21 protein-coding genes are annotated in these 25,985 nt (G+C 46.1%); 13 read left to right on the top strand and 8 right to left on the bottom strand.

Features of this window, described 5'->3' with window-relative positions; translation table 11 throughout:
• Positions 1-46: 46 nt before the first annotated feature.
• Together fabF and acpP are read right to left on the bottom strand one after the other, a co-directional pair.
• Positions 47-1,300 carry a beta-ketoacyl-ACP synthase II gene (gene fabF / locus ACP2WE_RS08825; RefSeq protein WP_425215181.1) on the bottom strand — a complete coding sequence of 418 codons (1,254 nt, stop codon included), beginning with the start codon at positions 1,298-1,300 and terminating at the stop codon, positions 47-49.
• Between the two features lie 161 nt (positions 1,301-1,461).
• The gene (acpP, locus tag ACP2WE_RS08820; protein WP_330482000.1) at positions 1,462-1,698 is read right to left on the bottom strand and encodes an acyl carrier protein; all 237 of its coding nucleotides are present in this window, start codon (positions 1,696-1,698) and stop codon (positions 1,462-1,464) included.
• Positions 1,699-2,005: 307 nt separating this feature from the next.
• Here acpP and ACP2WE_RS08815 point away from each other — a divergent pair, with 307 nt between their 5' ends.
• Together ACP2WE_RS08815 and ACP2WE_RS08810 are read left to right on the top strand one after the other, a co-directional pair.
• Positions 2,006-3,256: an aminotransferase class V-fold PLP-dependent enzyme gene (locus ACP2WE_RS08815; RefSeq protein WP_425215180.1), complete on the top strand. Its 1,251-nt coding sequence runs from the start codon at positions 2,006-2,008 to the stop codon at positions 3,254-3,256.
• Between the two features lie 63 nt (positions 3,257-3,319).
• Entirely contained in the window at positions 3,320-3,901 is a 582-nt protein-coding gene (locus ACP2WE_RS08810; RefSeq protein WP_425215179.1) for a CPBP family intramembrane glutamic endopeptidase, read from the top strand.
• Positions 3,902-3,996: 95 nt separating this feature from the next.
• Here ACP2WE_RS08810 and ACP2WE_RS08805 read toward each other — a convergent pair whose 3' ends face one another.
• From ACP2WE_RS08805 to ACP2WE_RS08780, 6 genes are all read right to left on the bottom strand, one after another.
• Positions 3,997-5,052 carry a cation diffusion facilitator family transporter gene (locus tag ACP2WE_RS08805; RefSeq protein ID WP_425215178.1) on the bottom strand — a complete coding sequence of 352 codons (1,056 nt, stop codon included), beginning with the start codon at positions 5,050-5,052 and terminating at the stop codon, positions 3,997-3,999.
• A 45-nt stretch (positions 5,053-5,097) separates the two neighbouring features.
• Positions 5,098-7,185, bottom strand: coding sequence for a glycogen debranching protein GlgX (gene glgX, locus ACP2WE_RS08800; protein ID WP_425215177.1), 2,088 nt, complete (start codon positions 7,183-7,185; stop codon positions 5,098-5,100).
• A gap of 62 nt (positions 7,186-7,247) precedes the next feature.
• Positions 7,248-7,766 (bottom strand): hypothetical protein, encoded by a 519-nt coding sequence (locus ACP2WE_RS08795; RefSeq protein WP_425215176.1) that lies wholly within the window; start codon positions 7,764-7,766, stop codon positions 7,248-7,250.
• A 63-nt stretch (positions 7,767-7,829) separates the two neighbouring features.
• Positions 7,830-9,455 (bottom strand): FAD-dependent thymidylate synthase, encoded by a 1,626-nt coding sequence (locus ACP2WE_RS08790; protein WP_425215175.1) that lies wholly within the window; start codon positions 9,453-9,455, stop codon positions 7,830-7,832.
• 122 nt (positions 9,456-9,577) lie between these two features.
• A complete protein-coding gene (gene trpB / locus ACP2WE_RS08785) occupies positions 9,578-10,810 on the bottom strand; it encodes a tryptophan synthase subunit beta (protein ID WP_425215174.1) in 1,233 nt (410 codons plus the stop codon).
• Positions 10,811-10,904: 94 nt separating this feature from the next.
• A complete protein-coding gene (locus ACP2WE_RS08780; RefSeq protein WP_425215173.1) occupies positions 10,905-11,456 on the bottom strand; it encodes a type IV pilin-like G/H family protein in 552 nt (183 codons plus the stop codon).
• 275 nt (positions 11,457-11,731) lie between these two features.
• On the opposite strand from ACP2WE_RS08780, the gene ACP2WE_RS08775 reads away from it, so the two are divergent.
• The 11 genes from ACP2WE_RS08775 to ACP2WE_RS08725 all read left to right on the top strand — a co-directional run bounded on the left by ACP2WE_RS08775 (position 11,732) and on the right by ACP2WE_RS08725 (position 25,977).
• Positions 11,732-13,705 carry a cation:proton antiporter gene (locus tag ACP2WE_RS08775; protein WP_425215172.1) on the top strand — a complete coding sequence of 658 codons (1,974 nt, stop codon included), beginning with the start codon at positions 11,732-11,734 and terminating at the stop codon, positions 13,703-13,705.
• Positions 13,706-14,139: 434 nt separating this feature from the next.
• Positions 14,140-15,369, top strand: a complete 1,230-nt coding sequence (locus ACP2WE_RS08770; RefSeq protein WP_425215171.1) for an ABC transporter substrate-binding protein — start codon at positions 14,140-14,142, stop codon at positions 15,367-15,369.
• A 15-nt stretch (positions 15,370-15,384) separates the two neighbouring features.
• Positions 15,385-16,875, top strand: a complete 1,491-nt coding sequence (locus tag ACP2WE_RS08765) for a phenylacetate--CoA ligase family protein (RefSeq protein WP_425215170.1) — start codon at positions 15,385-15,387, stop codon at positions 16,873-16,875.
• 289 nt (positions 16,876-17,164) lie between these two features.
• Positions 17,165-18,802, top strand: coding sequence for a hybrid sensor histidine kinase/response regulator (locus ACP2WE_RS08760; protein ID WP_425215169.1), 1,638 nt, complete (start codon positions 17,165-17,167; stop codon positions 18,800-18,802).
• Positions 18,803-18,812: 10 nt separating this feature from the next.
• Positions 18,813-19,961 (top strand): FIST signal transduction protein, encoded by a 1,149-nt coding sequence (locus ACP2WE_RS08755; protein WP_425215168.1) that lies wholly within the window; start codon positions 18,813-18,815, stop codon positions 19,959-19,961.
• 6 nt (positions 19,962-19,967) lie between these two features.
• Complete coding sequence (locus tag ACP2WE_RS08750; protein WP_425215167.1) at positions 19,968-20,957, top strand: sensor histidine kinase; 990 nt, start codon at positions 19,968-19,970, stop codon at positions 20,955-20,957.
• A 255-nt stretch (positions 20,958-21,212) separates the two neighbouring features.
• Complete coding sequence (locus tag ACP2WE_RS08745; protein ID WP_425215166.1) at positions 21,213-22,448, top strand: diguanylate cyclase domain-containing protein; 1,236 nt, start codon at positions 21,213-21,215, stop codon at positions 22,446-22,448.
• A 111-nt stretch (positions 22,449-22,559) separates the two neighbouring features.
• Positions 22,560-23,636, top strand: a complete 1,077-nt coding sequence (locus ACP2WE_RS08740) for a diguanylate cyclase domain-containing protein (protein ID WP_425215165.1) — start codon at positions 22,560-22,562, stop codon at positions 23,634-23,636.
• A gap of 364 nt (positions 23,637-24,000) precedes the next feature.
• Positions 24,001-24,348 (top strand): hypothetical protein, encoded by a 348-nt coding sequence (locus ACP2WE_RS08735; RefSeq protein ID WP_425215164.1) that lies wholly within the window; start codon positions 24,001-24,003, stop codon positions 24,346-24,348.
• Positions 24,349-24,874: 526 nt separating this feature from the next.
• Positions 24,875-25,375: a DUF2231 domain-containing protein gene (locus tag ACP2WE_RS08730; protein ID WP_425215272.1), complete on the top strand. Its 501-nt coding sequence runs from the start codon at positions 24,875-24,877 to the stop codon at positions 25,373-25,375.
• Positions 25,372-25,977, top strand: a complete 606-nt coding sequence (locus ACP2WE_RS08725) for a DUF2231 domain-containing protein (protein ID WP_425215163.1) — start codon at positions 25,372-25,374, stop codon at positions 25,975-25,977. Before ACP2WE_RS08730 ends, ACP2WE_RS08725 begins: the two co-directional genes overlap by 4 nt.
• Positions 25,978-25,985: the final 8 nt, after the last annotated feature.

Here is a 25,985-nt window from a genome sequence, read left to right as displayed (position 1 = left end):
AATGCTTGCAAACGGTGACTTCGGCTTTACTCAGTCATCGTTTGATTTACGCAAATTTCTTAAACACTAAGGTGACATTATGTCCGCCAAATCCAAAGGAATTTGACGTTGCCACATTAATCGTCATCGGACGTGCTTGATGAGGTACGTAGTCTAGATCGCAATCAGGATCGGGGTTTTCGAGGTTAATAGTTGGGGGCGCACAATCCTTAAAGATCGCCATTACTGTAGCTACGGCTTCGATGCCACCAGACCCACCGAGTAGATGCCCTGTCATCGATTTAGTAGAGCTAACGGCTAGCTTGTAGGCATGGTCGCCAAATACCTTCTTGATTGCTTTTGTTTCGGTAGAGTCATTCGCTGAAGTACTCGTACCGTGGGCATTGATGTAATCGACTTGATCGGGTGTGACATCGCCATCTTTGAGTGCTAAGGACATCGCCCGCATCGCACTCTCCCCATCTGGAGAAGGTGAAGTCATGTGGTAAGCATCACAGGTAGCACCATAGCCCACAATCTCAGCGTAGATGGTTGCCCCACGCGCGATCGCATGGTCTAAATTTTCTAAAATCAAAATTCCTGCACCCTCGCCCATGACAAAGCCGTCGCGATCGCGATCGAATGGACGCGAAGCGTGGGTAGGGTCGTCATTACGACGAGATAATGCACGACAGGCAGTAAATCCAGCAAAGCTGAGCGGCGTCACCGCAGCTTCTGTACCCCCACAAATCATGGCTTGGGCATAACCACGTTGGATAATGCGGAAGGCATCGCCAATGGCATTAGAGCCAGAGGCACAAGCTGTCACTGTGCAAGAGTTAGGTCCCTTTGCCCCAGTGTGAATTGCAGTCAGTCCCGCTGCCATGTTGCCAATCATCATAGGAATCATGAAGGGGCTACAGCGATCGGGACCTCTAGTAAGTAAAATTTCTTGCTGATCTTCTAAAACTTTAAGACCACCAATTCCCGAACCAATTAAAACGCCAACCTGAGCGGCGTTGAGAGGGGTAATTTCTAGCTTGGAATGGGCTAGGGCTTGAATACTCGCACATACACCGAACTGAGAAAACCGATCCATGCGCTTGGCTTCTTTGCGCTCTAGATAGGCATGCGGGTCAAAATTCTTTACCTCTCCCCCAAAGCGACATTCAAATTTTGCCGCGTCAAAAAGCGTAACGGGGGCTATGCCGTTTCTAGCTGTTGCTAGACCTTGCCAATATTCTTCAAGGTTATTGCCAATGGGGGTAATTGCACCCAAACCAGTTACGACTACACGAGAGAGAGGTTGAGAATTTTGCATCTTATTAGCATTTTATCTATGTATGAAGGAAATATCTTTCTAAGCCCAAACCTAAGCTATATAGCTACTTCAATCTATTTTAAACTTACAGCTTAAAAAGTACGATCTTAATTCTTGTAAAGACTTAAGAGAGCTAAAGTGTTAAGCAGCCATCTTTCTAACTATTCTTTTTTGCCATCAATGTAATCGACAGCGTTTTGTACTGTTGCGATCCCTTCAGCATCTTCATCAGGGATTTCAATCCCAAATTCTTCCTCTAATGCCATCACTAGCTCGACAGTATCGAGGGAATCAGCCCCGAGGTCGTTAGCAAAACTAGCTTCGGGCTTAACTTCGGAAACCTCAACACCTAGTTGTGCTGCTACGATATCCTGAACCTTGGAAAGAGTGTCGCTCATCTCTCTATATCTGCCTTATGATCTAAAAATTTTAGCGTTATTCATTCTATCGGATAAGGGTAGCTAGATTGACAATTTTCCTCGCAATTTCCATGAGGTGTAATTTAACTTAAGCGCTTGCAACAATTTTCTGATGGTTCTCGTGAGTTAGGGCGATCGCTTTTTATCAACCCTACAACCAGTTGTGAAAATTCTGAGAGATAGCCTTCGCTGTCCTCTGGGGTAAGGAATAATAACGTCCCCCCAGAATTTAAACTAAATCTATAAAATCTAAAAGAAAAGTGCGCGATATAAGGAGAAATGTTTGATGTCCGCGAATATAAGCCAAGCCCAAGGTTGGGGACAAGGGGCTGAGCAAGAAGATATTTCAGCGTCCGCACTTCAGCAACACCGATCGCATTATCCCGCCTTAAATCCCAAGGCAAAACGTGCTTATTTTAATTACGGTGGGCAAGGGGTTATGTGCGAGGCAGCGTTGAATGCGATCGCACGGGGCTTTGAGCAGATTGAATCTTTAGGTTGCTTTTCGATCGCTGCTTTTCAGTGGATCGAGGCTGAAAAAATGGCGACGCGGCAGGCAATCGCGACAGAGTTACAGGTAAGCCCCAACACGATTACGCTCACAGACAGCACCACCACAGGTTGCAATATTGTGCTTTGGAGTGTTGATTGGCAACAAGGCGATCGCCTCTTACTCTCTGACTGCGAGCATCCTGGAATTATTGCGATCGCGGCGCAACTTCAGACGCGGTTTGGCATCGAAATTGACTACTTTCCTTTACAACAAACTTTGAATGGCAGCGATGATTTTGTTCTTGAAGCGATCGAACAAGCCCTACAACCGCGTACTCGCATGATCGCAATCAGTCATATTTGCTGGAATACAGGTCAGGTGCTGCCCCTTAAAGAAATTGGTCAACTCTGCCGCGATCGCCAAGTTTTGGTGGTAGTGGATGCGGCGCAATCGGTAGGCGTGCTACCGCTCAATCTTGCTGAATTGGGCATAGATTTTTATGCGTTTACGGGACATAAGTGGTGGTGCGCTCCTTTGGGCTTAGGGGGGGTGTATGTCGCCCCTGAGGCGTTTGCGGCAGCGCAACCAACCTTTATCGGTTGGCGCAGCATTGTCAGCGGTAAGTCTTCGGAAAATCGCAGCTTACCCAAAAACTATGACTGGCGAGCGGATGGACAAAAATTTGAGGTCGCAAGTGCTACCTATCCTCTCTATGCGGGACTAAGAGCCGCGATCGCCCATGCCAACCTCTGGGGAACGCAGCAAGAACGTTACGATCGCATCGGTCAGCTCAGCGATCGGCTTTGGCACAAATTGGCTCAAATTCCACAAATTGACTGCATCAAGCAAGCCCCACCCAAAGTGGGACTGGTTTCCTTTAAAATGCTAAATAAAGCTTCTAATCTGGTAATGCAACAACTGGAGGTAGAGCATCAGATCTTGATTCGCTCAATCCCCGACCCAGACTGCCTGAGAGTTTCGCTGCATTATCTCACGACTGAGACAGAAATTGACCAGCTAGTCTCAGTTTTAGCTAGATTTTAGCACTGCCAAATTTTAGAAAATCCATCTTCCCACCCCGAACGTAATTATTTACTTACCTCAAACATGACCCAAACTCCAAAAACAGAACCCTTGACAAGATCGCAGCTTTTAGTGGCGATGGCAGCTACCGCCCTTGTTTTGATGGCGATCGCTAAGGGGTGGTCTTATCTGCTTTCGGTGCAGATTGTGCCATTGCGCTGGCAAGTCGATCACTTTGCGATCGGTATAGGTTTGGGTGTGGGCGTGGCGCTTTTAAGTACCTTGGTCTATGAATATTGGGAAGCCTACCGAGAAGCGGCAAAAGAGTATTTAGAAATGGTCTTGAAACCACTCAATCTCGTGGATTTAATCTGGCTGGGACTTTTACCTGGTATGAGCGAAGAATTGTTGTTCCGAGGCGTAGCCATTCCAGGCTTAGGCATGAATATGGTGGCGTTGCTTGTCTCTAGTGTCGTATTTGGTGCGCTGCATATGGCAAGTATCAAGCATATTCCCTACACGATTTGGGCGACAGTTATAGGGCTACTTTTGGGTTCTGTCACCTTGGCAACAGGGAATTTACTGCCCGCGATCGTGGCACATGTATTTACCAATTCACTATCGGGGTTGCTTTGGAAGCTCAAACATCCACAGCTATCAAGTTGAGACTAGGGTGGATGAACGAAGTTGTGCGTAAAGGATTGAGATTGTTGCAAAAACGCGACCAAACATGCGATTAGGATGGCTATATACCTAGCCTCTTATCCTTGGTTGATGCCTTCTTGCACGATCGCAGCTTCTTGTAAGACGGCTTGTCGAAAGCTTTCCAACTCAGCTAACGCGAAGGATTTTTCTAAGGATTTGCTTTGCGACTTTTCTAGTGCAGTGGAACTCGCGATCGCATCAACCGCCGTAATTTGCAGAAACACCTCTTGAATGCCATACGTTTGTTTTAGAGAAGCTTGGATTTGGGCGAGTAAGCGATCGCGTTCCCTACCATCCTGTGTGAATACCTTTAGTTCCGCTAAGAGCGCTTCTTGTTGTAGGGCGATCGACCATACGCGCAGATTTGCCACTGCCGCAACGCCATCGAAGCTCTCTAGGTGAGCTTGAATTGCTTCGATATCTAGATAGCCAGGAGCCCGTTCTAATAGAATCCCTAGGCTTTGTCGAATCAGAGGTATCGAACCCAATCCAATCAAGATCGCGACACCGAGGCCAATCGCCCCATCTGCCCAGTTCCATTGCAGTTTCCAAACTGCGGTCGCCGCTAAAATTACACCGACGGAACTGATTGCATCCGAGACGACATGCAGAAAGGCTCCCTTGAGATTGAGATCGTCATGGCTATCTTTGTGTAAGAGCCACGCATTCAGACTATTTATGCCCAAACCTGCGATCGCTGTAATTAACATCGGCAAACTGAGAATGTCATCGGGTGGCGTTTGCAGTCGCATCACAGCTTCCCATGCCAGCCAACCTGCGAGAATTTCCACGCCCAGAGCATTCACCAAAGCGGCTAAAACCTCTACGCGCCGATAGCCAAAGGGAGCTTTCTGATTGGCAGGACGTTGGGCAATCCAAGTTGCCATTAATGCCAAGCCGAGCGTCAAACCATCGGACAGCATATGTCCTGAGTCAGCCAGCAGCGAAAGACTATGGCTAGACAAGCCCACCCATAACTCCGCGATCGAAAAGCTGCTAACCAAAATCAGCACAGTCCACAGCAGGCGTACCTTATGAGATGCTGCTTTCGCATTGCCTCCAAGATCGACATCGCTACAGTGGCTACAGTTGAGGGAGTGATGATGGAACATAGGTAGATGTTAGCAAGCTTTTTCGACGATAGTTTACGGAACCTTCTAAGAATTTACGGGAGAATTTATATAGGCAGCCATCAAGACAACTGAGGATCTTGGCTGAGCCTTATATTCCCTTTCCTTAACTAAGGGAGCATTAGCCAAATCGCTAAAATCATTGGGTGATGGCAGCGCTGTATCTACAATGCGATACCAATGTTCTCCCGCAGATAGAGGTGGCAACTCAAACATTAGTGGTTCCCAATAGGCATTTAAGAGAATATGGAGGAGTTCTCCGCTGTCGGGATGTCGCAGCGTAAAGGCTAAACTGTGAGAATGATTGCCCCAGTCAGGTTGACCTAATTTGACCCCATGCCAAACAATGTGAGGATCTTGACTGCCGTAGGTGACAGCAAGAATGCGCTCCTGCCGAAAGATTTCTAAGGACTGCGTAAACCGAATCATTCCTTTGACAAACCTCAGAAGGTCGGTCTCTCTCGCTAAGCTGCTCCAATCGAACCAGCTCAGCTCGTTGTTTTGGCAATAGGCATTGTTATTGCCATTTTGCGATCGCCGCACTTCATCTCCCATCAGGATCATCGGCGTACCCTGCGAAACAAAAAGAATCGTATAGTAGTTTTTGATCTGACGGAGGCGTAAAGCCTTGATTTTGGGATCCTCGGTTACACCTTCCTCACCACAATTCCAACTAAAGTTTGCATTTGCTCCATCTTGGTTATCCTCCTGATTGGCTTCGTTATGCTTGAAGTTATAGGAAACCAGATCGTTCATCGTAAACCCATCATGGCAAGTAATGAAGTTAATGCTGCGGCTGGGTTCGCGATCGGGTTGTGGGTAAATATCTGGACTGCCCATCAGCCTAGCTGCCAAGCTGCCGATCGTACCGCGATCGCTTTTAATAAAGCGGCGGATATCATCGCGAAAAGGCCCATTCCATTCGGCAAAGCGATCGCCAATAAACGAACCGACTTGATATAAACCTGCGGCATCCCAAGCTTCGGCGATAATCTTGGTGCCAGCCAGCACGGGGTCTGACTCGATTGCCCATAAAATCGACGGATCTTCTAAAGGATGTCCGGTCTGACTGCGGGTAAGCACAGAGGCAAGGTCAAAGCGGAAACCATCAACATGCATCTCTGCTACCCAATAGCGCAGGCAGTCAATAATCATGAGACCGACAACTTGGTGATAGGCCTTTAAGGTATTCCCGCAACCGCTATAGTTGCTATAAAGGGAGGGATCCTGTTGATCGAGAATGTAGTAAGCCTTATTCCCGATTCCTCGAAAAGAAAGTGTAGGCCCATCTTGATTGCCCTCCGCCGTGTGATTAAACACCACGTCTAGAATCACCTCAATACCCGCTTTGTGCAAAGCCTTGACCATATCCCGAAATTCATTCACAGCCCCCAAGGGATCTTGATGGGAACTGTAACCCATGTGCGGCGCAAAAAAAGCGATCGTGCTGTAGCCCCAGTAGTTAGTCAACCCCGGTTTGACATCCTGCTCGTCAAATTGATGGATGGGCAGTAGTTCCACTGCTGTCACGCCCAGATCTTTTAAATAAGGAATCTTTTCGATCAGCCCTGCAAAAGTGCCTCTCTTACTGGGGGTGACACCAGAATTTGGGTTGCGCGTAAACCCACTGACATTCATCTCGTAGATTACGGTGGTAGAGTAGGGCTTTAGGAGGGGGGCATCTCCTTCCCAATCGTAGGTACTCGGATCGACAACCACGGCACGAAGGGCTTGGGCGCAGTTATCGTTGCCAAAGGGAATCGCTGCTTCCCGACTATAATTTTTCCAGCCAACCACAGCATAGGCATAGGGATCGAGCAGTACTTTGCTCCCATCAAAGCGGTGCCCGCGTTCGGGGGCAAAATCTCCGTAGGCGCGGTAAGCATAAATTTGTCCTGCCCCAATGCCCTCAACAAACACATGCCAGTAATGAAAAGTTTTAGAATACTTAGGATCTAGGGTAATTACACGGCTAGGCTGTGGCGCATCATCACGATCGAAAAGCAGAAGCTCCAATGCTGTACAGCTTTTTGAATAAATACAGAAATTGACACCATTGGGGTAAACCGTGGCACCTAGCGGAAAACTCTTACCTGGCAAAATATCTGAAGTCATGGTTAAAAAGAAGCAGCCCCTTATTGTCTCGTATGTTTGGCGATCGCTGCAATATGCAAGCCTCAATCCCACCAATAGGAAATAATCACAGCATCCCTGTCCTTGCCATGTTTAACATCTTCACCCCATAGCGCTCCCTGCAATCGCAGCGATATGTAGTTACGAAATTTCCTGTCAGCATCTTCATGACTCCCATCGCAAATATCCACCGCATCGGCGCGCCATTTTTTCCCAAGGTCTAGCAACTGAGACACAATCGTATCTTGGTTTTCAGCCAAAACATATAACGTGTCCGCTGGGTAAGGGATGAAATGAATCATACTCGTTTCGGGCATGGGGCGATAGTTTGCCATTGCCAACAGTGTGTCCAGTACGCCATGAAAGCTTAGACCATTTTTATCCGTCGCGTAGATGGGTTTGGAGAACAAAAAGCTATGCCATAAGTTAGGATGACTCGCTAGGTCAGCAATCACTTCCTGTCCGTCAAACTCATTAAATTGACGCTGCCACACCAGTGCGGCAATCAGCTCTTGAGGAGCGTAAGACTGTGCGAGAAGTCCAATTTTTTCTAGGTCAAGCATGGGATTTTGTCCTGCCTATTTTTCTCAAATCCGCGATCGCAAGCAATATGCTTACGTCCCATCTTAACTCTGCAAAATCCCCAATTTTGTATCAAGGCGTTGCTCGGATGCTAAGCGCTCTAGATCGTAGTCATTCAGATCTACAAAGCTCATATTTACCACCAATGTGGGATGTACAGCCAAAATTTGGCGATACATCTCTTGAGCAACAGTTCGATAGGTAGAATGCCCTTGCCGCGCACTGCGTAACTCAATCAGGTGGTAGGCTTCGCGCAGATTTAATCTGATCCGCCACCGCACCCGAAACGCTAAAGGCACAACATACTGTGCGGCTTCGGGCAAACTTGCGCGAATTAACTCCGTTGTCTCGGCTGCATACTCTAGTGCTTTGCGATAGGGCTCTGCTAGCTGGGATTCCTCTAACTCAGGGGGAACGATATAGCCATGACGAACGGTGTAATCTTGACGCTCTTGCGTGAGCACGCGATGGCGATGCAGATCGCGGTAAGAACCCAGATCGGCTAATAGGTCGAAGGTATAGTAGGTTTCCTCAAAGGCACGCCCAGGACGATGGAACCGCGAACTGCGATCGCCTACATAGCCTTGAATGATTTCTACTCGTTCTGCCACTGACAGGTTTGCTACATATTCGTTAATCTGCGCCAAGGTCAAATCCGTATGGGGATAGAGGATCGCAGCAACGGTCTTTACCTCTGCCGCTGGATCGTATTCCACCAGTTGAACCGTAGAGGATTCAGCCGTCTCAGTTTGTTTGGGGAGTTTTTGGGCGAGTTGAGCAGTCTGTTGGCGATTTGTGGATAAATAATGGGCATACTTTGCGCCGCGTTCCGTTTTAGAGCGTTTGACAAAAGAGGGGATCACGCAATCTAGCTCTTGCTGCATCGCGCTTCCAAGCTGGCGAACCTCTGCACGGGGCGAGGCAGACATCTTTGTGAGTAGGTATTCAAAGGAACGTCCGTTCCCAAACAGACCCACGTTTGTCAATGTCGCCATCGGGAGTAATCCGCGCAACAAATCTAAGGCTTTTGCCCTTGTCGCACTGTTGTAAGCCCGCTCTGAAGTCGCCTCATCCTTGGGCGTACAGGATTTCACCCAAACCACCAACGGATCGATCAGCGCAGTGTAGGTATCAAATAAATGGTCTAATGTCGCTTCATACCGCTCGGCATGGGGCGATGCCATAATCGATGGTTCGCGATAATAGCGATAGCGATCGTTCACTTTGCGGTTAAATGGAACGTACCTCGTCGATTTCTCTAAGGGAGAAATTCCTAAGCGGCTATCTTCGATCGCTTTGGCAGCAATATTACTAATTCCTTCGCAGGCAATATGTGCCCCGCCCAGTTCAGCAACGGAGTCATCACCGTAACCTATGAGAACGCGTTCGTAAAAAGCCTCTGCTTGTTGAATCGCCACCAATTGATCGTTGTTTTTTTCTCCAATTCCACCCACAATGCGATCGAAGCTCGACTCATCGGCATGAATAAACTCATCTAGCAAGATCCGCCGCAAGCTTTTATCGGTGCGACTGTAACGCGAGAATAAGGCTCCTTTGACGACTTCGGGTAAGTTGCGCAAACAGAAAACAGGCTTGTCTGTATTCGTGACAAAGGGTTGTAGTAAAGAGCTTTCTTGCTCGGTTAGTCGGGTTTCCCAAAATTCGGTCATATCAACTTAATTTTTTTACTTACCATTTATCAAGGATGAGAATGTAGAGTTTGCCAGCATTGGTATTAAAGAACCGATCGCACAATTTCACGAAGATGTTCCATTCGATCGTTGATGCCGATTTATTCCAACTTTAAGTGCTGAATCACTGTATTAACATCCTTATCGCCGCGTCCAGAGCAGTTGAGCACAATGCGCTTGTCGGCAGTGAGTTGAGGGCAGAGCGTTTCTAGATAAGCGATCGCATGGGCAGTCTCTAGGGCAGGGATAATTCCTTCTAGCTGAGATAGACGTTGGAAAGCGGCTAAGGCTTCGGCATCGGTGACGCTATAGTACTCGGCTCTGCCAGCATCCTTGAGATAGCTATGTTCTGGACCAACACCTGGATAATCTAAGCCCGCACTAATAGAATGGGCTTCTTGCACTTGACCGTCGCTATCTTGGAGTAAATAGCTCATGGCTCCATGCAAAACTCCGACTCTACCGTGGGTCAAGGTGGCAGCATGTTTCTCGGTATCTACCCCCTCTCCTGCGGCTTCAACTCCAATCAAGCGCACTGTCTTTTCATCTACGAACTCATGGAACAAGCCCATGGCATTAGAACCACCGCCAACGCAGGCAAGTAGAATATCTGGCAATCCACCCCATTTTTCTAGGCATTGCTTTCTAGTTTCGCGACCGATCACGGCATGAAAATCGCGCACCAGCATGGGATAGGGATGAGGGCCTGCTACGGAACCGAGGATATAGTGGGTTGTTTCTACATTCGTCACCCAGTCGCGAATGGCTTCTGAGGTGGCATCCTTAAGCGTAGCTGTGCCAGACGAGACAGGACGAACTTCAGCACCCATCAAACGCATCCGAAATACGTTCAAGGCTTGACGCTCCATATCTTGTACGCCCATGTAAATGACGCAATCGAGTCCAAATCTGGCGCAAACCGTAGCCGTGGCAACCCCATGTTGACCTGCGCCCGTTTCGGCAATAATGCGTTTTTTACCCATGCGGCAAGCCAATAATGCTTGCGCCAAGGCGTTGTTAATTTTATGAGCGCCAGTATGGTTTAAATCTTCACGCTTCAGATAAATTTGGGCAGTACCATAGTGAGCCGTGAGCCGTTCGGCAAAATATAAAGGGCTAGGCCTGCCCACATAATCGCGCAAATAACCATCTAGCTCTTGTGTAAAACTCGCATCATTTTGGTAAAACTTCGCCGCTGTTTCCAGTTCGCTCAGCGCACTCATGAGGGTCTCTGGTACGTATTTCCCACCAAAAACACCAAATCGCCCTAGCGCATCGGGACGGCTAGCAAGGGAGTTGGGCTGAGCATTGGTTTTGAGTGGTGTCTGAGTCATGGAAGTTTAGCGCGAGGTATTTATGAGATGTGACTGTAGCTAGGATAGCAAATAGAGCAATCGAAAAAATCTACCCTAGACGATTGTCATCAGCCTAATTTGCTACAGATGAGCCAGCAGGGCAAGTCAGTACATCTGTGGCTGATTTAGGGGTAGGAGAAACTTCAGGTGGGGTTTGAGAGGGCTGATCGGTTTCACAGACAATGCCGATTGACACCTCGTTAGCAGCTTCTCCAACCACAAATACCGAAGCTGTAAAACTTTTTAGATCGGGCTTTTTGGCAGTTGCAGTGATTTTGACCTGTTTGGGTTTGACCTCAGCGATCTCATACTTATAGCGCTCAGAATCTTTAATACCTAACCCAATCTCATCTACTCTACTGGCAAACTTATTTTTTTCAAGAAAAACGGCTTGTTGTCCTCGCATTATGGACTTGGTGTAAGTCTTGCCCTCAGATTCGATCGCTTTCTTGGCAAGATTTGGTACTTCATCTGGTTTAGTTGCAGAGGTAGTGGATGCTGTGGCTGGACTAGATGCTGTGGTTGGACTAGATGTGGAGGTGGTCGTAGTTGTAGGAGTACAAGCGGTGGATAGCGCGAGCGCTGCGATCGCTAGTAAGCTCATTCTAAAGTAATTTTTATGCATAGATTTTACGTAATTCACTGTAAAAATATTGTGAATTATAGACGGAAATCTTTGCGTTCATTAAAATCTCACAATCAATTGAGGATTTCGCCACTTCTGCGCGCAACCTTAGAAAGTTGGCAAAATGAATCGCAATCAGATATGTTAAGGCTACATAACTCGACCAAGTTCGCCCGTCTAAGTTAGTCTCGCCATAACAACCATCCCTAAAATTGTTTTTTTAATGAATTGATTGACTGCCTCAGCCTAATGACCAAATACCTACGCACAGACTGATGGAAGGGTCTTTTGCTCTCACATTGCTAATTATCACCTCAATTGGGGCTGGTGTTTTAGCACAGGTGGTGGCTAACTTTTTTAGAGTGCCAAGCATTGTATTTTTGCTGATTTTTGGCGTGGCTTTGGGGGGGAATGGCTTAAATATCATTCATCCTCGCTTGCTGGGCGATGGGCTTGAAGTCATTGTCTCGCTCTCGGTCGCGCTGATTTTATTTGAGGGGGGACTAAATTTACAACTGCGAGAACTGAGCAAGGTCTCGGCAAGTCTCCGCAATCTGGTTACGGTGGGGGCTTTAATTACCCTGGTGGGGGGTGGCGTTGCCGCCCATTGGTTGAGCGAATTTCCTTGGCCGATCGCGTTTTTATATGCGGCTTTGGTGGTGGTTACGGGACCAACTGTGATCAACCCAATTTTACAAGAGGTGGGGCTCGAACGACGACTCGCCACGATTCTTGAGGGTGAGGGGGTGCTGATCGATGCCCTTGGTGCTGTGCTTGCCGTGGTGGTCTTAGATGTGGTCCTGAATGTTGACGCCAATGCTTCAGAGGTGGTGCGAGGCTTGGTGGTGCGGCTTGGCATTGGTGGTGCGATCGGCGGAGCAGGGGGATGGTTTCTGAGCCAGTTTTTAAAGCGATCGCAGTTTCTTGCCGAAGATACCAAAAGTTCGGTCGTAGTTGCCGCTGTCTTGGGGCTATTTGGGTTAGCGCAAATGATTCAAAGCGAATCGGGGCTGTTAACGGCGGTACTTGCAGGAATTGTTGTCCGAGCCTCTGCGATTCCCGATCAGAGGCTGTTGTTAAAGTTTAAAAGTCAGTTAACCGTACTGACCGTATCCGTTCTATTCGTGCTGTTGGCAGCTAATCTCTCGATTCCGAGTTTATTTGCGCTGGGATGGGGTGGCGTACAGACGGTGTTGCTGATGATGTTGGTAGTTCGACCGCTGAATATTTTGGTCTGCACTTGGAATAGCAGTTTTAGTTGGCGGCAAAAAGCGTTCATGGCTTGGTGCGCGCCTAGAGGGATTGTGGCAGCTTCGGTAGCTTCTTTATTTGCGATTTTGCTAACCGATCGCGGCGTTAATGGCGGAGACTCGATCAAAGCACTGGTGTTTCTCACGATCGCCATGACCGTGTTTTTGCAAGGCTTAACGGCAAAATGGATCGCCAAGTTATTGCGACTGAGCGAACTGGAGACTACAGGATTGGTGATTGTTGGCAGTAACCCGATTGGAGTTTTGGTGGCGCGACTCTTTCAAAATAACGGACAGCGGGTAGCGCTGGTCGATACCAGTGCCGAATCCTGTAAATTGGCGATCGCCCAGAATATTCCTGCCTTTGTCAGTAACGGTTTCGATGCCAAAGCCTTGGCAGAGGCAGGGCTAGATTCGGTCGGAACTTTCTTGGCTTTGACGGTGAATACCGATATCAATTTGGTGATTTCGCAGTTGGTTGTGGAAGAATTTCGTCCGCCTAAGGTTTTTGCTGTCTATGTGAAAGATGGGGATAAAAAGGAAGTCAATGGTTCCGAGATTCAGCAGGCATTTGGCAACCGCGTTCCGATCAAGACTTGGAACCAGTATGTCAGCCAAAGAGAAATTCGCATCGGTGAAGTTACGCTTGAAATAGAAGAACTCGATCGACAACTCAGCCGCTTTAACCAACTATTTAACACTGGAACCATACTCCCTCTCTTGTTTGAACGAAAGGAACGCCTGCAAATCGTCCCTGCAAATATTACTTGGGAAAATGGCGATCGGATTATCTATCTAATGCATACCCCTAGAGTTCTTCTCCCGACTAATTCCGAACCTTCTAGTCTTGAGCCCGAGCAATTGACAGAACTAGAGAATAACGAAGTCACGATAGAAGTTAAACCCGAAGCGATACCTTTAGTACCTAAGACCCTCGATTTAAATCGCGATCGCGACTATCTAAATATGGCAAGAGAGGTTCTAAAAAAGTTAAAATAACGCTATGCCTTCTATCGTGACCTCCAAATTTCTATTGCAAAATTAGTTCGCGATGCTGTCGCAGTTTGCTTCGCAAACTGCGACAGCATCGCGAAGCCTTAGAAGCATATATTGAAGCATCGTTAATTTCCGATCTCATATAGCAGTCCTAAATGATTTGAGCGTAGGGGCAATTCATGAATTGCCCCTACGCTCAATGCAGAGGNAAGAATCTTTTAATAGCGATCCTAAATCATATGTGATTTAGGATCGCTATATAGTAGCCGTCAGGTAAATTTGGACATCTACATGTGGATAATTACCTTGCGTAGCAAGGCTTTCAAAAAAGCTAATCGCTAATCGCTGAATGCTAACTGCTATAATTTAAAGCCTTGCAGCCAGAGCATCCTAAAATAATCTTTTACGCTTGGTGAAAATAACCTAGTGCATAAAAGATGTCTCGCTTTGTAATCTCAGCCTACCGACGTTTTCAATATTTTTGTCTTGCCTTCCTGATGGTTGTGGCGATCGCCGCTTGCGGTCAAAACTCATCCCAGCCGATTGCTTCTGATGCGCTTCCAGATTTCAAGCAGGGCGTTCCCATTGGTATTGCCTTTGCTCAAACTAGTAATATGGCTCTGCTCGGTCAGGAATCGGTCAATGGCGCGAAGATAGCTGACACCTACTTCAACGGTAAAGGTGGCATCGATGGCATGCCTGTAAAGCTAATTTTTCAAGATGTCGGTGGTGATGAGGTAGGGGCGATCAATGCATTTCAGACGCTGATTGTCAAAGAGAAAGTCGTCGGTATAGTGGGACCTTCGTCATCGCAGCAAGCCTTTAGCGCTGACCCGATCGCCGAACGGGCCAAGGTTCCTACGATCGGAGCCTCGAATACGGCCAAGGGAATTCCACAGATTGGAGAATATATAGCCCGCGTTTCTGCACCGATTTCTGTCGTCGCTCCCACTGCGGTTAAAGCCGCCCTCAAGATCGATCCGCAGATTCGTAGGGTGGCAGTTTTTTATGCCCAAAATGACGCTTTCACCACTTCCGAAACAGGGATTTTTCAGGAAGCGGTGAAAGCAAATGGTTTGGAATTGGTCACCGTTCAGAAGTTTCAAACCACCGATACAGATTTTCAAACGCAAGCAAGTAATGCGCTTAATTTAAATCCCGATTTGGCAATTATTTCGGGACTGGCGGCAGATGGGGGCAACCTTGTGCGGCAAATTCGCGAACTGGGCTATAAAGGGCTGATTATCGGTGGAAATGGCTTGAATACTTCCAATATCTTCTCGGTTTGTAAAGCCCTTTGCGATCGCCTATTGATTGCCCAAGCCTATAGTCCTAGTTTCGCAAGCGATATCAACCGTACTTTTCGTACCCTCTATCAAAACCAATACAAAAAAGATCCGCCGCAATTTAGCGCCCAAGCCTTTACCGCCATACAGGTTTTTGTGGAAGCTTTACAAGAACTCAATCGTACCCATAAAATCGCACAGATGCCGCTACCCGAATTGCGTAGGTTGCTCAACCAGCAAATCCTTGCGGGCAAATACAACACGCCGTTAGGGGAAATTGGCTTTACGTCAGAAGGCGAGATCGTTCAAAAAAGTTTCTATGTGGCGCAAATTAAAATGGAAAGTGGCGATCGCGGCAAATTTGTGTTCTTAGCAGAGTAGAAAACAGGAGAAAGTATGGTGACGACGAAATCTCAAAGGGCATTGGCTGGATTGCAAACCTTTTTAACCACACCCCTTGACGAGTTGTTGCAGTCCATTGACGAAGTTGCCAAACCAGTGCTGGATTTATTCCATGCTGCTGCTTCGGAAGTTCCCGCCTATCGAGAATTTTTAGCCGCCCACCATATCGATCGCAGTAAGATTACAGATCTAGAGTCATTTCGCACCCTACCCTTGATGACAAAGGATAACTATCTCAGATGTTATCCCCTCGATCGCCTGTGCTATGGTGGCAGCCTCGATCGCTGTGATATGGTAGCGGTTTCTTCGGGTTCCACGGGTAAACCTTCCTTCTTCCCTCGCTTTGTCACCGATGAATTGCAGGTTGCTACGCGGTTCGAGCAGATTTTTCACGATAGTTTCGCGGCGGATCGGAAAAGTACGCTTGCCGTGATTTGCTTTACCTTAGGGAATTGGGTGGGAGGTATGTATACCACTGCCTGTTGTCGTCATCTCGCGAGTAAAAACTATCCGATTACCGTCGTGACGCCCGGGAATCACAAGGATGAAATCTTTCGCGTCGTCCAAGAGCTAGGCGACTATTTCGAGCAGGTCGTACTCCTCGGCTATCCACCCTTTCTCAAAGACATTATCGACACGGGGATTGCCCAAGGGATCGCATGGCAGAAGTATCAGATCAAGTTCGTACTTGCAGGGGAAGTATTTAGCGAAGAATGGCGCAATTTAGTGGGAGAACGGAGCGGAGCGATTAATCCTTGCTATGACTTCTCTTCTATGTTCGGTACAGCCGATGCAGGCGTGTTAGGGAACGAAACGCCTTTAAGTATCTGCATTCGCAGGTTCCTCGCCGAGCATCCCGATGCTGCTCGTACTCTGTTTGGCGAATCGCGCTTGCCCACCCTCGTACAGTACGATCCGCGCGATCGCTATTTTGAGACTGTGGATGGCACCTTGTTATTTTCGGGGAATAATGGCATTCCCTTATTGCGCTATCACATTGCCGATGAGGGCGGCGTTATTCCCTATGCCGATATGCAACGGTTTCTAGCTGAGTGGGGATTCGATCCTGCACTCCATCTACAGGATCGCGGTATGCGTCCCTTGCCCTTTGTCTATGTGTTTGGGCGATCGCACTTTACCGTCTCTTATTTCGGCGCGAATATTTATCCTGAGAATGTCACGGTCGGCTTAGAGCAACCTGCGATCGAAGATTGGGTAACTGGAAAGTTTGTTTTGCAGGTGAAACAAGATCGCGATCGCAATCCTTTTTTACAAATCGTAGTAGAGATGGCTCCGAGTATTGAGGCTAGTGCTGAAAAGGAAAAAGCGATCGCAAAGGCAATTCAAACTCAATTATTGCGATTAAATAGCGAATTTGCGAATTACGTTCCACTCAACCAGCAAACACCTCATATTATTCTCGCTTCTACTGGCGATCCTGAATATTTTCCTAGTGGGGTAAAGCATCGATATACCCGTCGTTAGGCAGTTTAGTCTAATCGAAATTATGAGCAATTTTTTGATGTTTCTATTATATAGATTCATGTCAGGCAGATGTTACAATAAAACACACAAATTTATTGTAAAACAAGATGTTTGGCTTGAAATGGTTGAGTGAATTCAAGATGGCTGTTAATAAATTCGATATAGAAGCTAATGAATTCAATATAAAAGCTGTAGACTTAAAATGTTAAGCGACTTCAATTGTCCCTCAACTTCTTCTGCCAAAACTGATTTCCCCAGGCTTGCCAAGGATAATTTTTTCAATTTCAGTTTGTCTCAGTCCAACCCTATGCTCGCCAATATTTTGATTGTTGATGATTCTGAAATAGATCGGCATACTTACTGTCGATATCTGATCCGCGATCGAGATGAAACCTATCAAATTTTAGAAGCAAAAACTCTCAGTGAAGCAAAGATATTGTGTGAGACCGAAAAAATTGATGCCGTTTTATTAGGGTTTCAGCAACAAGATGGAAATGGAGTGGAATTTCTCAATTGGATGCAGCATCAGGAAAAAACCTCAGCATTACCTGCGATCTTACTGATCGAGCAAGAGGAGGAACGTTTCGTCGCTAAGGTAATCAAAAGCGGAGTGCATGACTATCTTATAAAAGACAACCTTATTCCACATAGGTTGCAGCGATCGCTAGATATTTTGTTAGAGAGAAAGTTTCTGATTAACTCAATTTTTGACTTACTTAACCTACGCAAACGGTCTGATGAAGCAAAAGCAGAGAGTGAAGACAAATTCCGTCGTTTAGTAGAATGCACGGACGACTTAGTCTGGTCGAGTAACTTAGAGGGGAGGTTTACTTTTCTCTCACCCCAATTTAAAGAGTTATTTGGTTGGGAGCCTGTCGAATGTTTGGGAAAATTGATGCTCGATTTGGTCTATCCAGACGATCGCGATCGTTTTAAAACAGATTTTGACGAGATCCTCACATCGGGCAAGAAAGGCACCATGACGCTCGAGTTTCGCCATCTTCAACAAGACGGCAGTTATGTCTGGGTCTCATCGAACATGACTCCAGTCAAAAACCATGCAGGATTGGTAATTGCCGTGCAGGGGATTTTACGAGACATCACCGATCGTATTGCACTGGCTCATGCGATTAGCGATCTCAGGCAGACCGAAATGGAACTAGAAGAGACGAACAAAAGACTATCGTTTGTCAATCACAAGTTAGTTTGTGCCGCTCAGCACAAAGACAGATTTCTGTCTACGATGAGCCATGAGTTTCGCACGCCTCTTAACGCTGTTATGGGAATATCAGAAGTTTTGCAAGAAGAATTATATGGGTCAATTAATCATAAACAGAAAGAAGCGTTGAACATAATTCTGAAGAGCGGACAGGATTTATTAGGCTTAATCGATAATATTCTTGATTTTTCTGGAATTGAAACTGGGCATATACATCTCAATCGCAAACTAATTTCAATCGCGCAGCTTTGTCAATCTTGTCTGGCATTTATCAAACCGCAAGCTTCCCAAAAAGATATTCAACTCGATCTAGAGATTCCACCAAATCTACCCAATGCGTTATTAGACGAACGACGCATTCGTCAAGTGCTGATTAATTTGCTCGACAATGCCGTAAAATTTACATCAAAAGGCGGACAGGTGAAATTAGTCGCAGACCTCACTACCAAAATAGATGAAAATAAAGAGAATAAATCTTTTGTTCGAATTAAGGTGACTGATACTGGCATTGGCATTGCTCCAGAAAACATTAAAAAAATTTTTCAGCCATTTTTTCAACTGGATAGCGAACTCAATCGTCAGTATGAAGGTACTGGTTTAGGTCTGGCGGTTGTCAAACAGATCGTCGAATCTCATGGTGGCAGAGTGGATGTCAGCAGTGAAATTGGTGTGGGGAGTAGTTTTTCGATTGAGTTACCTACAAGTTAATCGCGAGAAAATGTTAAAGATAGCCGTTGGTCATAGCAACGATCCTGATTCGCTCGAAGCTGTCAATGAAGTCTTGGAGCAATGCCAAGTTTCTCTAGCAGGAGAGAAACCAAAAGCTGGTCTTCTTTTCGCTGCTCTTGACTTCGATCGTCTATCGATTTTACAAAGAATCAATGAAGTGTTTCCAAATATTGAATTAATCGGCGGTACTACGGACGGCGAAGTATCCTCCGTCTTAGAATTTCAGCAAGATTCTCTAACCTTGATGCTCTTTTGCTCTGATGAGATGGAAATTCGAGCGGCGGTTGGTAGAGATGTTTCTCAAAATCCCTGTGGGATCGCACAGCGAACGGTTGAAGAAGCCAAAAGTCGTCTTACACTTGCCCCTAAACTCTGCATCGCCATACCTGAAAGTTTGACAACGAGCGTATCGACAATCGTAAGGGGATTGCAGCTTGGCTTGGGGGATATCCCGATTTGTGGCGGTGCCACAGCCGATCAATTACGCGTTAAGCAAACTTACCAATTTTTCAAGACAGAGGTTCTGAGCGATTCAGTGCCAATTTTGTTATTTGCTGGGAATTTGTTATTCTCTCATGGCATTGCGAGTGGTTGGCGTCCGATTGGCAAGCGCAGTCTGGTCACAAAGGTAGAAGCAAATACGATTTATGAAATCGATGGCAAACCTGCTTTGGACTTTTATAGCTACTATCTCAATGACTTTACCCCTGATGTTGCCTATCCCCTCGCATTTTTCCCACCAGACGAAACCCAATATATCTTAAGGGGATCCGTAAGTCACGATCCAGTTTTGGGAAGTATTACACTTCTGGGAGATGTGCCAGAGCATTCAACGGTTCAAATTACCGATGCATCCCTCGAAGATATTATTCTTGCTTCTCAAACCTCCTATGTCGATGCCTTGAGTTCCTATCCTGGGAAAGAACCAGTCGCGGCGCTCTTCTTTTCCTGTGCTTGGCGCAGAATCGTTATGGGAACGCGAACCCATGAGGAATACAGCGCGATCGCTCAAAACTCGAAGGTTCCCATCGTAAACTGTGGCTTTTACACTTATGGGGAAATAGCTCCCCTTGAAATGTCTGGACAAACTTTCTTTCACAATACAACGTTTGTAACCGTTCTGCTTGGCAGTCGATAATGCTCTATGCTTCCAAAGGATTACGATGCTGAAATTAAGCAGTTCAACAAAGAAATTCGGATCCTCAAAAAGAAGCTAGAGCGATCGGAAGCGGATCGGGTCAGGCTAGAGGAAACCAATCGCAATAAAGAATCTCTCCTGAGACGCATCATTTCCGAATTGGAGGAATATCAGGGCATTCTAGAGAAAAAAAGCTTCGATCTGGAGCAGGCATTTAATGATTTAACTTTGATGCAGGACAAACTTGTTGAAGTTGAGACAATGGCAGCCTTGGGTGGTCTGGTAGCAGGGGTTGCCCATGAAATTAATACACCTGTGGGTACGAGTATTACGCTAGCTTCCACATTGATGGATGTAACGCAAGCATTACTGCAAGCGATCGCTTTAGGGCAACTAAGGCGATCGCATCTAGCGGATTATCTAGAAACAGCCAGTGAAAGTACGCGATTAATCTTAAGTAACTTAATGCGGGCTGGGGAGTTGGTACAAAGCTTTAAACAAGTTGCGGTCGATCGATCCGGTTTGGAGAAACGTTTATTTAATGTCAAACAGTATTTAGAGGAGGTGATCGTCAGTCTTTCGCCTCAATTTAAACAAACCTTGCATCGCATCACGGTTGAGGGCGATCGCGACCTAGAAATTCAAAGTTATCCTGGTGCTTTAGCCCAAGTGGCAACCAACTTGGTGACAAACTCACTCACCCATGCTTACTTACCCCAAGAAAAAGGCCATCTAAAGTTTGACGTTCGGCAACGAAACGATCGGGCGATCGTTTGTTACAGCGACGATGGCTGCGGTATGTCTGCAGAGGTTTTGAGCAAGGTTTTCGAGCCTTTTTTTACCACAACTCGCGAAAAAGGCGGTACTGGATTAGGACTGCATATTGCCTATAACTTAGTAACCCAGAAATTACAAGGGCGAATTGACGTGCAAAGTGAAATCGCTCAAGGCACTCAGTTCACGATCGCCCTTCCCATTGATGTGGGATCTGAATAGGGTTTTAAATCTTTGTCTGGAGGCTGTGATTTCTTCCGATCGAGTAACCCTTTCAGGTGATGTTTTCCTTGCTAGGCTTAGCCTATGATTGTGAAATCGTGTATTTACACAGTGTTTTTATTGGGGATAACTTGACATTTTAGATCTCTTTCATACTGTTTCAAGGGGGAACCTCTGAAGTAAGTCTAGTATGTAAGTCTCGTGCCATCGAGATATTCTGATTTTTGTGCGAAAATACGAGAATTAAACTGATTTTTGATTGAAAAATTGATGCCTGAAATATTCATCTCTAACCCCAAAAAAGCAACTGTATCCAATACGGATAAAGAGGTTTCTCTTGATGTTTTGGAGGATCGGATTTGCTTTCGTGACGAAGATGAAGACAGTTCTGAGGATCTTTTTGATACAGACACAGGGGCGACGAGTGCATGGAAAGTGATTGTTGTAGACGACGAACCCGATGTCCATCATGCAACGAAGCTAGCGCTCAAAAGATTTAGGTTTGAGAACAAACCGTTAGTGTTTATTTCGGCATACTCTGGGGAGGAATGCAAACACTTACTCCAGTACGAGCATCCAGATGCGGCTTTGATTTTACTGGATGTCGTGATGGAGACGAATGATGCTGGTCTAAACGTCGTGAAATTTATTCGAGAAGCCCTTAACAATCAGAAAGTGCGAATTATTTTGCGCACAGGGCATCCTGGTGAGGCCCCAGAAGAGGCAGTCATCCTAAAATACGATATTAATGACTATAAGCTCAAAGTGGAACTGACGCGCCAAAGGCTTTTAACAGTGGCGATCGCTGCCCTTCGTTCCTATCGAGACATTATCACCATCGAACGACAAAAAATTGAGCTAGACCAGACCCTAAGCCACTTGCAACGCACCCAGTCTCAACTTGAAGAACATATGCAAACGCTCGAAACCAAGATTGCCGAGCGAACAGCTGAATTAGAAGCTGCCAACAGAAAATTGCACGGACTGGCAACGATGGATGGTTTAACCTCTGTTGCCAATCGTCGTCGCTTTGATGAATATTGGCAGCAACAATGGCAAATATTGGCACAACAACAGAAACCTTTATCTTTAATTTTGGCTGATGTCGATTACTTTAAGCTCTATAACGACTGCTACGGTCATCTTTTGGGCGATGAATGTTTGCGTCAGGTCGCTCAGTGTATGAGTCTTGTCGTAAACCGTCCCACCGATCTAGTGGCACGTTATGGGGGTGAAGAGTTTGCTTTGGTTTTACCCTATACATCTATGGAAGGAGCGATTAAAGTTGCGGAGGCGATCGCCGAGGCGATCCACAACCTTGCCTTACCCCATGCCACATCGACCGTCAGCGATCGCATCACCCTCAGTTTGGGAATCTCTTGCATCGTGCCACAATACACAACTTCTTTGCAAACCCCAATCTCAAGTGCAGATAAAGCTTTATATCAAGCGAAGCAAGCGGGACGAAATCAATACTGTATTTCTGGATAGCTCAATTACAAAGATAACTGGTAAGGTAATAGACCATTCAGAAATTATGTTCAATGGCATTGCGATCCCCAGTGCCGTAAATTAAGACGAATTTACTCCCCAAAAAAGATCGTGATCGCTACCTCAGAAACCGAAGCTACCATTCTGATCGTTGATGATAATCCTATCAATCTTGAAGTCCTTTATCGAGCTTTGAGTGATAAAGGATACGAAGTGAGGGTTGAAGTTGATGGCATCAATGCGATCGCGCAGATTCACCTTCAAGCTCCCGATCTAATTTTACTAGATGTGAGGTTGCCAGGAATTGATGGATTTGAGGTGTGCCGTCAACTCAAGGAAGACGAGCAAACAATGGATATTCCTATCATCTTTATGTCAGCTTTAGCAGATACTGAAGATAAGCTCATCGCACTGGACTTAGGTGCTGTGGATTACATCACAAAACCATTCCAGAAGGAAGAGGTTTTGGCTCGCGTTCGACTCCATTTAAAGCTCAGACAGTTAACGCAAGCATTAGAGGCACAAAACCAAGAACTCAATCAATTAACCGAAGAATTAGAAGAACGTGTCAGAGAGAGAACCTTGGCTTTGCAGCATCAGAATGCTGCTTTAGAGATCGCCCGCAAAGAAGCCGAACAAGCTGCGATCGAGTTAGAAGTTGCCAACAAAAAATTGTATGAGCTAGCAACGATGGATGGTTTAACTACAATTGCCAATCGTCGTCGCTTTGACGAATATTGGCAGCAACAATGGCAAATGTTAGCGCAGCAACAACAACCTTTATCCCTGATTTTGGCTGATGTCGATCACTTTAAGCTCTATAACGACTGCTACGGTCACATTCTAGGCGATGAATGTTTGCAGCAAGTCGCTCATAGTATACGTCTGCTCTTAAAACGCCCTACCGATCTAGTCGCCCGTTACGGTGGCGAAGAGTTTGCAGTTATACTTCCCTATACATCCATTGAAGGAGCGAGTCGGGTTGCTGAAGCGATCGCCGCTCAAATTTACGATCTTGCTTTACCCCATGCCAAATCTCCTATAAGCGATCGCATTACCCTCAGTTTGGGAATTTCTTGCATCGTGCCGCAATATACGACTTCTTTACAAGACCCAATCTCAAGCGCAGACAAAGCTCTCTACCAAGCAAAACAATCTGGAAGAAATCGCTACTGTATTTCTGGGTAACCTGATTGCACGATCGCCTAGAAGCGAGCCGCGTTGCGATCGCTAAAAATAGCTATGGGGAAAAGCATTCTATACAAATTCTATGCCAAGAGATCGCACCTAGCATGAGTAAACCTCCAGCACCTATTTTGCAAAATGATCGGCTTGTTTGTGCAGGGGTACGGAAGAACGTGGGAATTGACAGAAAGTTTTTATTCTTTCCACTCTTGAAGCTCCTATTTTCCGAATCATATTGAGCCATTTGTAGTAACATTTTCAAAAAACAATGCGTCGTCTTTTGAAAGTCTGTGCGGAGAGCGGAACGCAAATTAGGAGCTGTTGCAAATTTAAGTGAAATTGGCATAACCAAGATATAAAAGATTTTATGAATGCTTTTTTGTTGGCGATCGCACTGATAACCCAACTGATTTTTCTTGTGGGCGAAATTCCTGCGGCGGGCTATTTATATAAGCATGGCTTTAGCATAGAAATGATTGGTCATCCTTGGTTTTGGGTATTTACGATCACGCGCTTTGTCGGAATTGCAGGACAGATTTATTTATGGAGTTCCACAGAGATTGGCAGAGTTGCGGCGGTTATGGGTTCCTGTGGTCTTATCCTCAGTAACGTGCTTGGCACATTCTTCCTTCAGCAAAAGTCACTTTCTATAAATGGTTATATTGGTCTCGTGTTCGCGATGCTCGCGATCGCTTTACTTGCAAGTGAGAAATAGCTTTCACTTCAAACAGGTCAAAAAGTTGCTAGAGACTTAACCCCACTTCTCAGATTTTTGGCAATGACTTCGCCTAAGTTGTTTTCAATAAGAGGGCTTCTTGCGAATAATGGCTATGGCGATCGCGGCAATTCTCAATTCCTTGGTTGTAATTTATTTTACCGCTTTAAAGATTTAAAAAAGAGAATATAGGTTTATATAGTTTAACAATTATATAATTTGGCAATAGGTCTGTTGAGCGCCATGTGATCGCGACAGCGGTTTACCAAAAAGCAAACAGACATAGAGCTAAATACGAAACACCATGTCTATACTTCACTTTTGTTACAATCTGTGCTTTAAAGATATGCTTGGAGCCGATATGATTTCCTCCATTACGGAATTATATGGATAAAGTCTGAGTGGCAGTCCTAAGTCTGGATTTGCCTCCAAACGTGAATTTTACTGGGCTTTGACTGAGCATAATGCCGTTGGGTTAGCCCAACAGCGGATCGGAAAATCAATCATCTCATTACGCACTGAAAATATGCTGGAATACCTTCCACCGTTAAACGACCATAACTTACCCTATCCCGATACAATTCACCCGATCGTGGTTCATTTTGTCATTGCGATGGTATTGTTTGCCGTACTATGCGATGCGATCGGCTACTTCACGCGCAATCCTCGCCTGTATGAAGTGAGTTGGTGGAATTTCTTTTTTGCCACCATTTCTATCTTTATTGCGATTATTTTTGGGCAAATCGAAGCGGGATTGGCAGAACCCTATGCCTCCGTGGAAAAGACATTGAATTTACATTCTTTACTAGGATGGGCACTGTCGGGCATCATTACTGCCATTACAGGATGGCGTTACGTGGTGCGGCTCCGCGACCCCAAAGAGTTACCTGTCGCCTTCTTGGGTGTGGGCGTATTGTTAACAGGACTGGTCTTCTTTCAAGTCTATCTTGGCGATTTACTGGTCTGGGTTTATGGATTGCACACAGTTCCAGTTGTGGAAGCATTTAGAGAGGGTGGTTTGCAATGAGTGTAGTTTCGATTGAGCAATTAATCGCTCAACTAGGTGCGAATGGTTTACCCTACGTAATTCCCATTCATCCCAATTTAGTTCACATGACCTTGGGCTTATTTATTGTGGCGATCGGGTTTGATATTGTCGGAGCCCTATTCCCTTTAGAAAAGTCTGTATTCAAATTTCTGGCGATTCCAGCCACACGTTCCAACTTTTTTGATGTCGGTTGGTACAACATGGTGGGAGCCGCAGTCATCACCTTCTTTACGGTGGGCGCAGGGTTCTATGAAATCTTGCTGGCTTCCCCAGATGAGAATGTGAAGAGCGCTTGGGGCTTGCATCCAATGGAAACCATGCTCTGGCACGGTGTAGGTGGTGTTGCACTCCTAGCCCTAATTGTTGCCATGACTGTATGGCGAGGGTTTCAAAGGTTTCTCTGGCGCAAAGATATGGCGCGTCAAGTGGAGTGGAGCTATTTGTTAGCAGGATTGGGAATTTTTGCGATCATGTTCGTGCATGGAACCTTGGGCGCACAGCTTGCCTCTGATTTTGGCGTCCATATCACTGCCGATCGCTTGTTACGCATGGGTAAAGATCTAAGTCTGCTGGGGCAATAAGGAGATCT

Origin of the sequence: Tumidithrix helvetica PCC 7403, assembly GCF_965232925.1 — a bacterium.
Taxonomy (GTDB): domain Bacteria; phylum Cyanobacteriota; class Cyanobacteriia; order Pseudanabaenales; family Pseudanabaenaceae; genus Tumidithrix; species Tumidithrix helvetica.
The sequence above is the reverse complement of the archived record's forward strand: the minus strand, read 5'-3'. Positions and strand labels throughout refer to the sequence as shown.

Coding starts and splice junctions, on each gene's coding strand:
- fabF (WP_425215181.1), bottom strand. CDS start 1,300: ATGCAAAATTCTCAACCTCTCTCTCGTGTAGTCGTAACTGGTTTGGGT.
- acpP (WP_330482000.1), bottom strand. CDS start 1,698: ATGAGCGACACTCTTTCCAAGGTTCAGGATATCGTAGCAGCACAACTA.
- ACP2WE_RS08815 (WP_425215180.1), top strand. CDS start 2,006: ATGTCCGCGAATATAAGCCAAGCCCAAGGTTGGGGACAAGGGGCTGAG.
- ACP2WE_RS08810 (WP_425215179.1), top strand. CDS start 3,320: ATGACCCAAACTCCAAAAACAGAACCCTTGACAAGATCGCAGCTTTTA.
- ACP2WE_RS08805 (WP_425215178.1), bottom strand. CDS start 5,052: ATGTTCCATCATCACTCCCTCAACTGTAGCCACTGTAGCGATGTCGAT.
- glgX (WP_425215177.1), bottom strand. CDS start 7,185: ATGACTTCAGATATTTTGCCAGGTAAGAGTTTTCCGCTAGGTGCCACG.
- ACP2WE_RS08795 (WP_425215176.1), bottom strand. CDS start 7,766: ATGCTTGACCTAGAAAAAATTGGACTTCTCGCACAGTCTTACGCTCCT.
- ACP2WE_RS08790 (WP_425215175.1), bottom strand. CDS start 9,455: ATGACCGAATTTTGGGAAACCCGACTAACCGAGCAAGAAAGCTCTTTA.
- trpB (WP_425215174.1), bottom strand. CDS start 10,810: ATGACTCAGACACCACTCAAAACCAATGCTCAGCCCAACTCCCTTGCT.
- ACP2WE_RS08780 (WP_425215173.1), bottom strand. CDS start 11,456: ATGCATAAAAATTACTTTAGAATGAGCTTACTAGCGATCGCAGCGCTC.
- ACP2WE_RS08775 (WP_425215172.1), top strand. CDS start 11,732: ATGGAAGGGTCTTTTGCTCTCACATTGCTAATTATCACCTCAATTGGG.
- ACP2WE_RS08770 (WP_425215171.1), top strand. CDS start 14,140: ATGTCTCGCTTTGTAATCTCAGCCTACCGACGTTTTCAATATTTTTGT.
- ACP2WE_RS08765 (WP_425215170.1), top strand. CDS start 15,385: ATGGTGACGACGAAATCTCAAAGGGCATTGGCTGGATTGCAAACCTTT.
- ACP2WE_RS08755 (WP_425215168.1), top strand. CDS start 18,813: ATGTTAAAGATAGCCGTTGGTCATAGCAACGATCCTGATTCGCTCGAA.
- ACP2WE_RS08750 (WP_425215167.1), top strand. CDS start 19,968: ATGCTTCCAAAGGATTACGATGCTGAAATTAAGCAGTTCAACAAAGAA.
- ACP2WE_RS08735 (WP_425215164.1), top strand. CDS start 24,001: ATGAATGCTTTTTTGTTGGCGATCGCACTGATAACCCAACTGATTTTT.
- ACP2WE_RS08730 (WP_425215272.1), top strand. CDS start 24,875: ATGCTGGAATACCTTCCACCGTTAAACGACCATAACTTACCCTATCCC.
- ACP2WE_RS08725 (WP_425215163.1), top strand. CDS start 25,372: ATGAGTGTAGTTTCGATTGAGCAATTAATCGCTCAACTAGGTGCGAAT.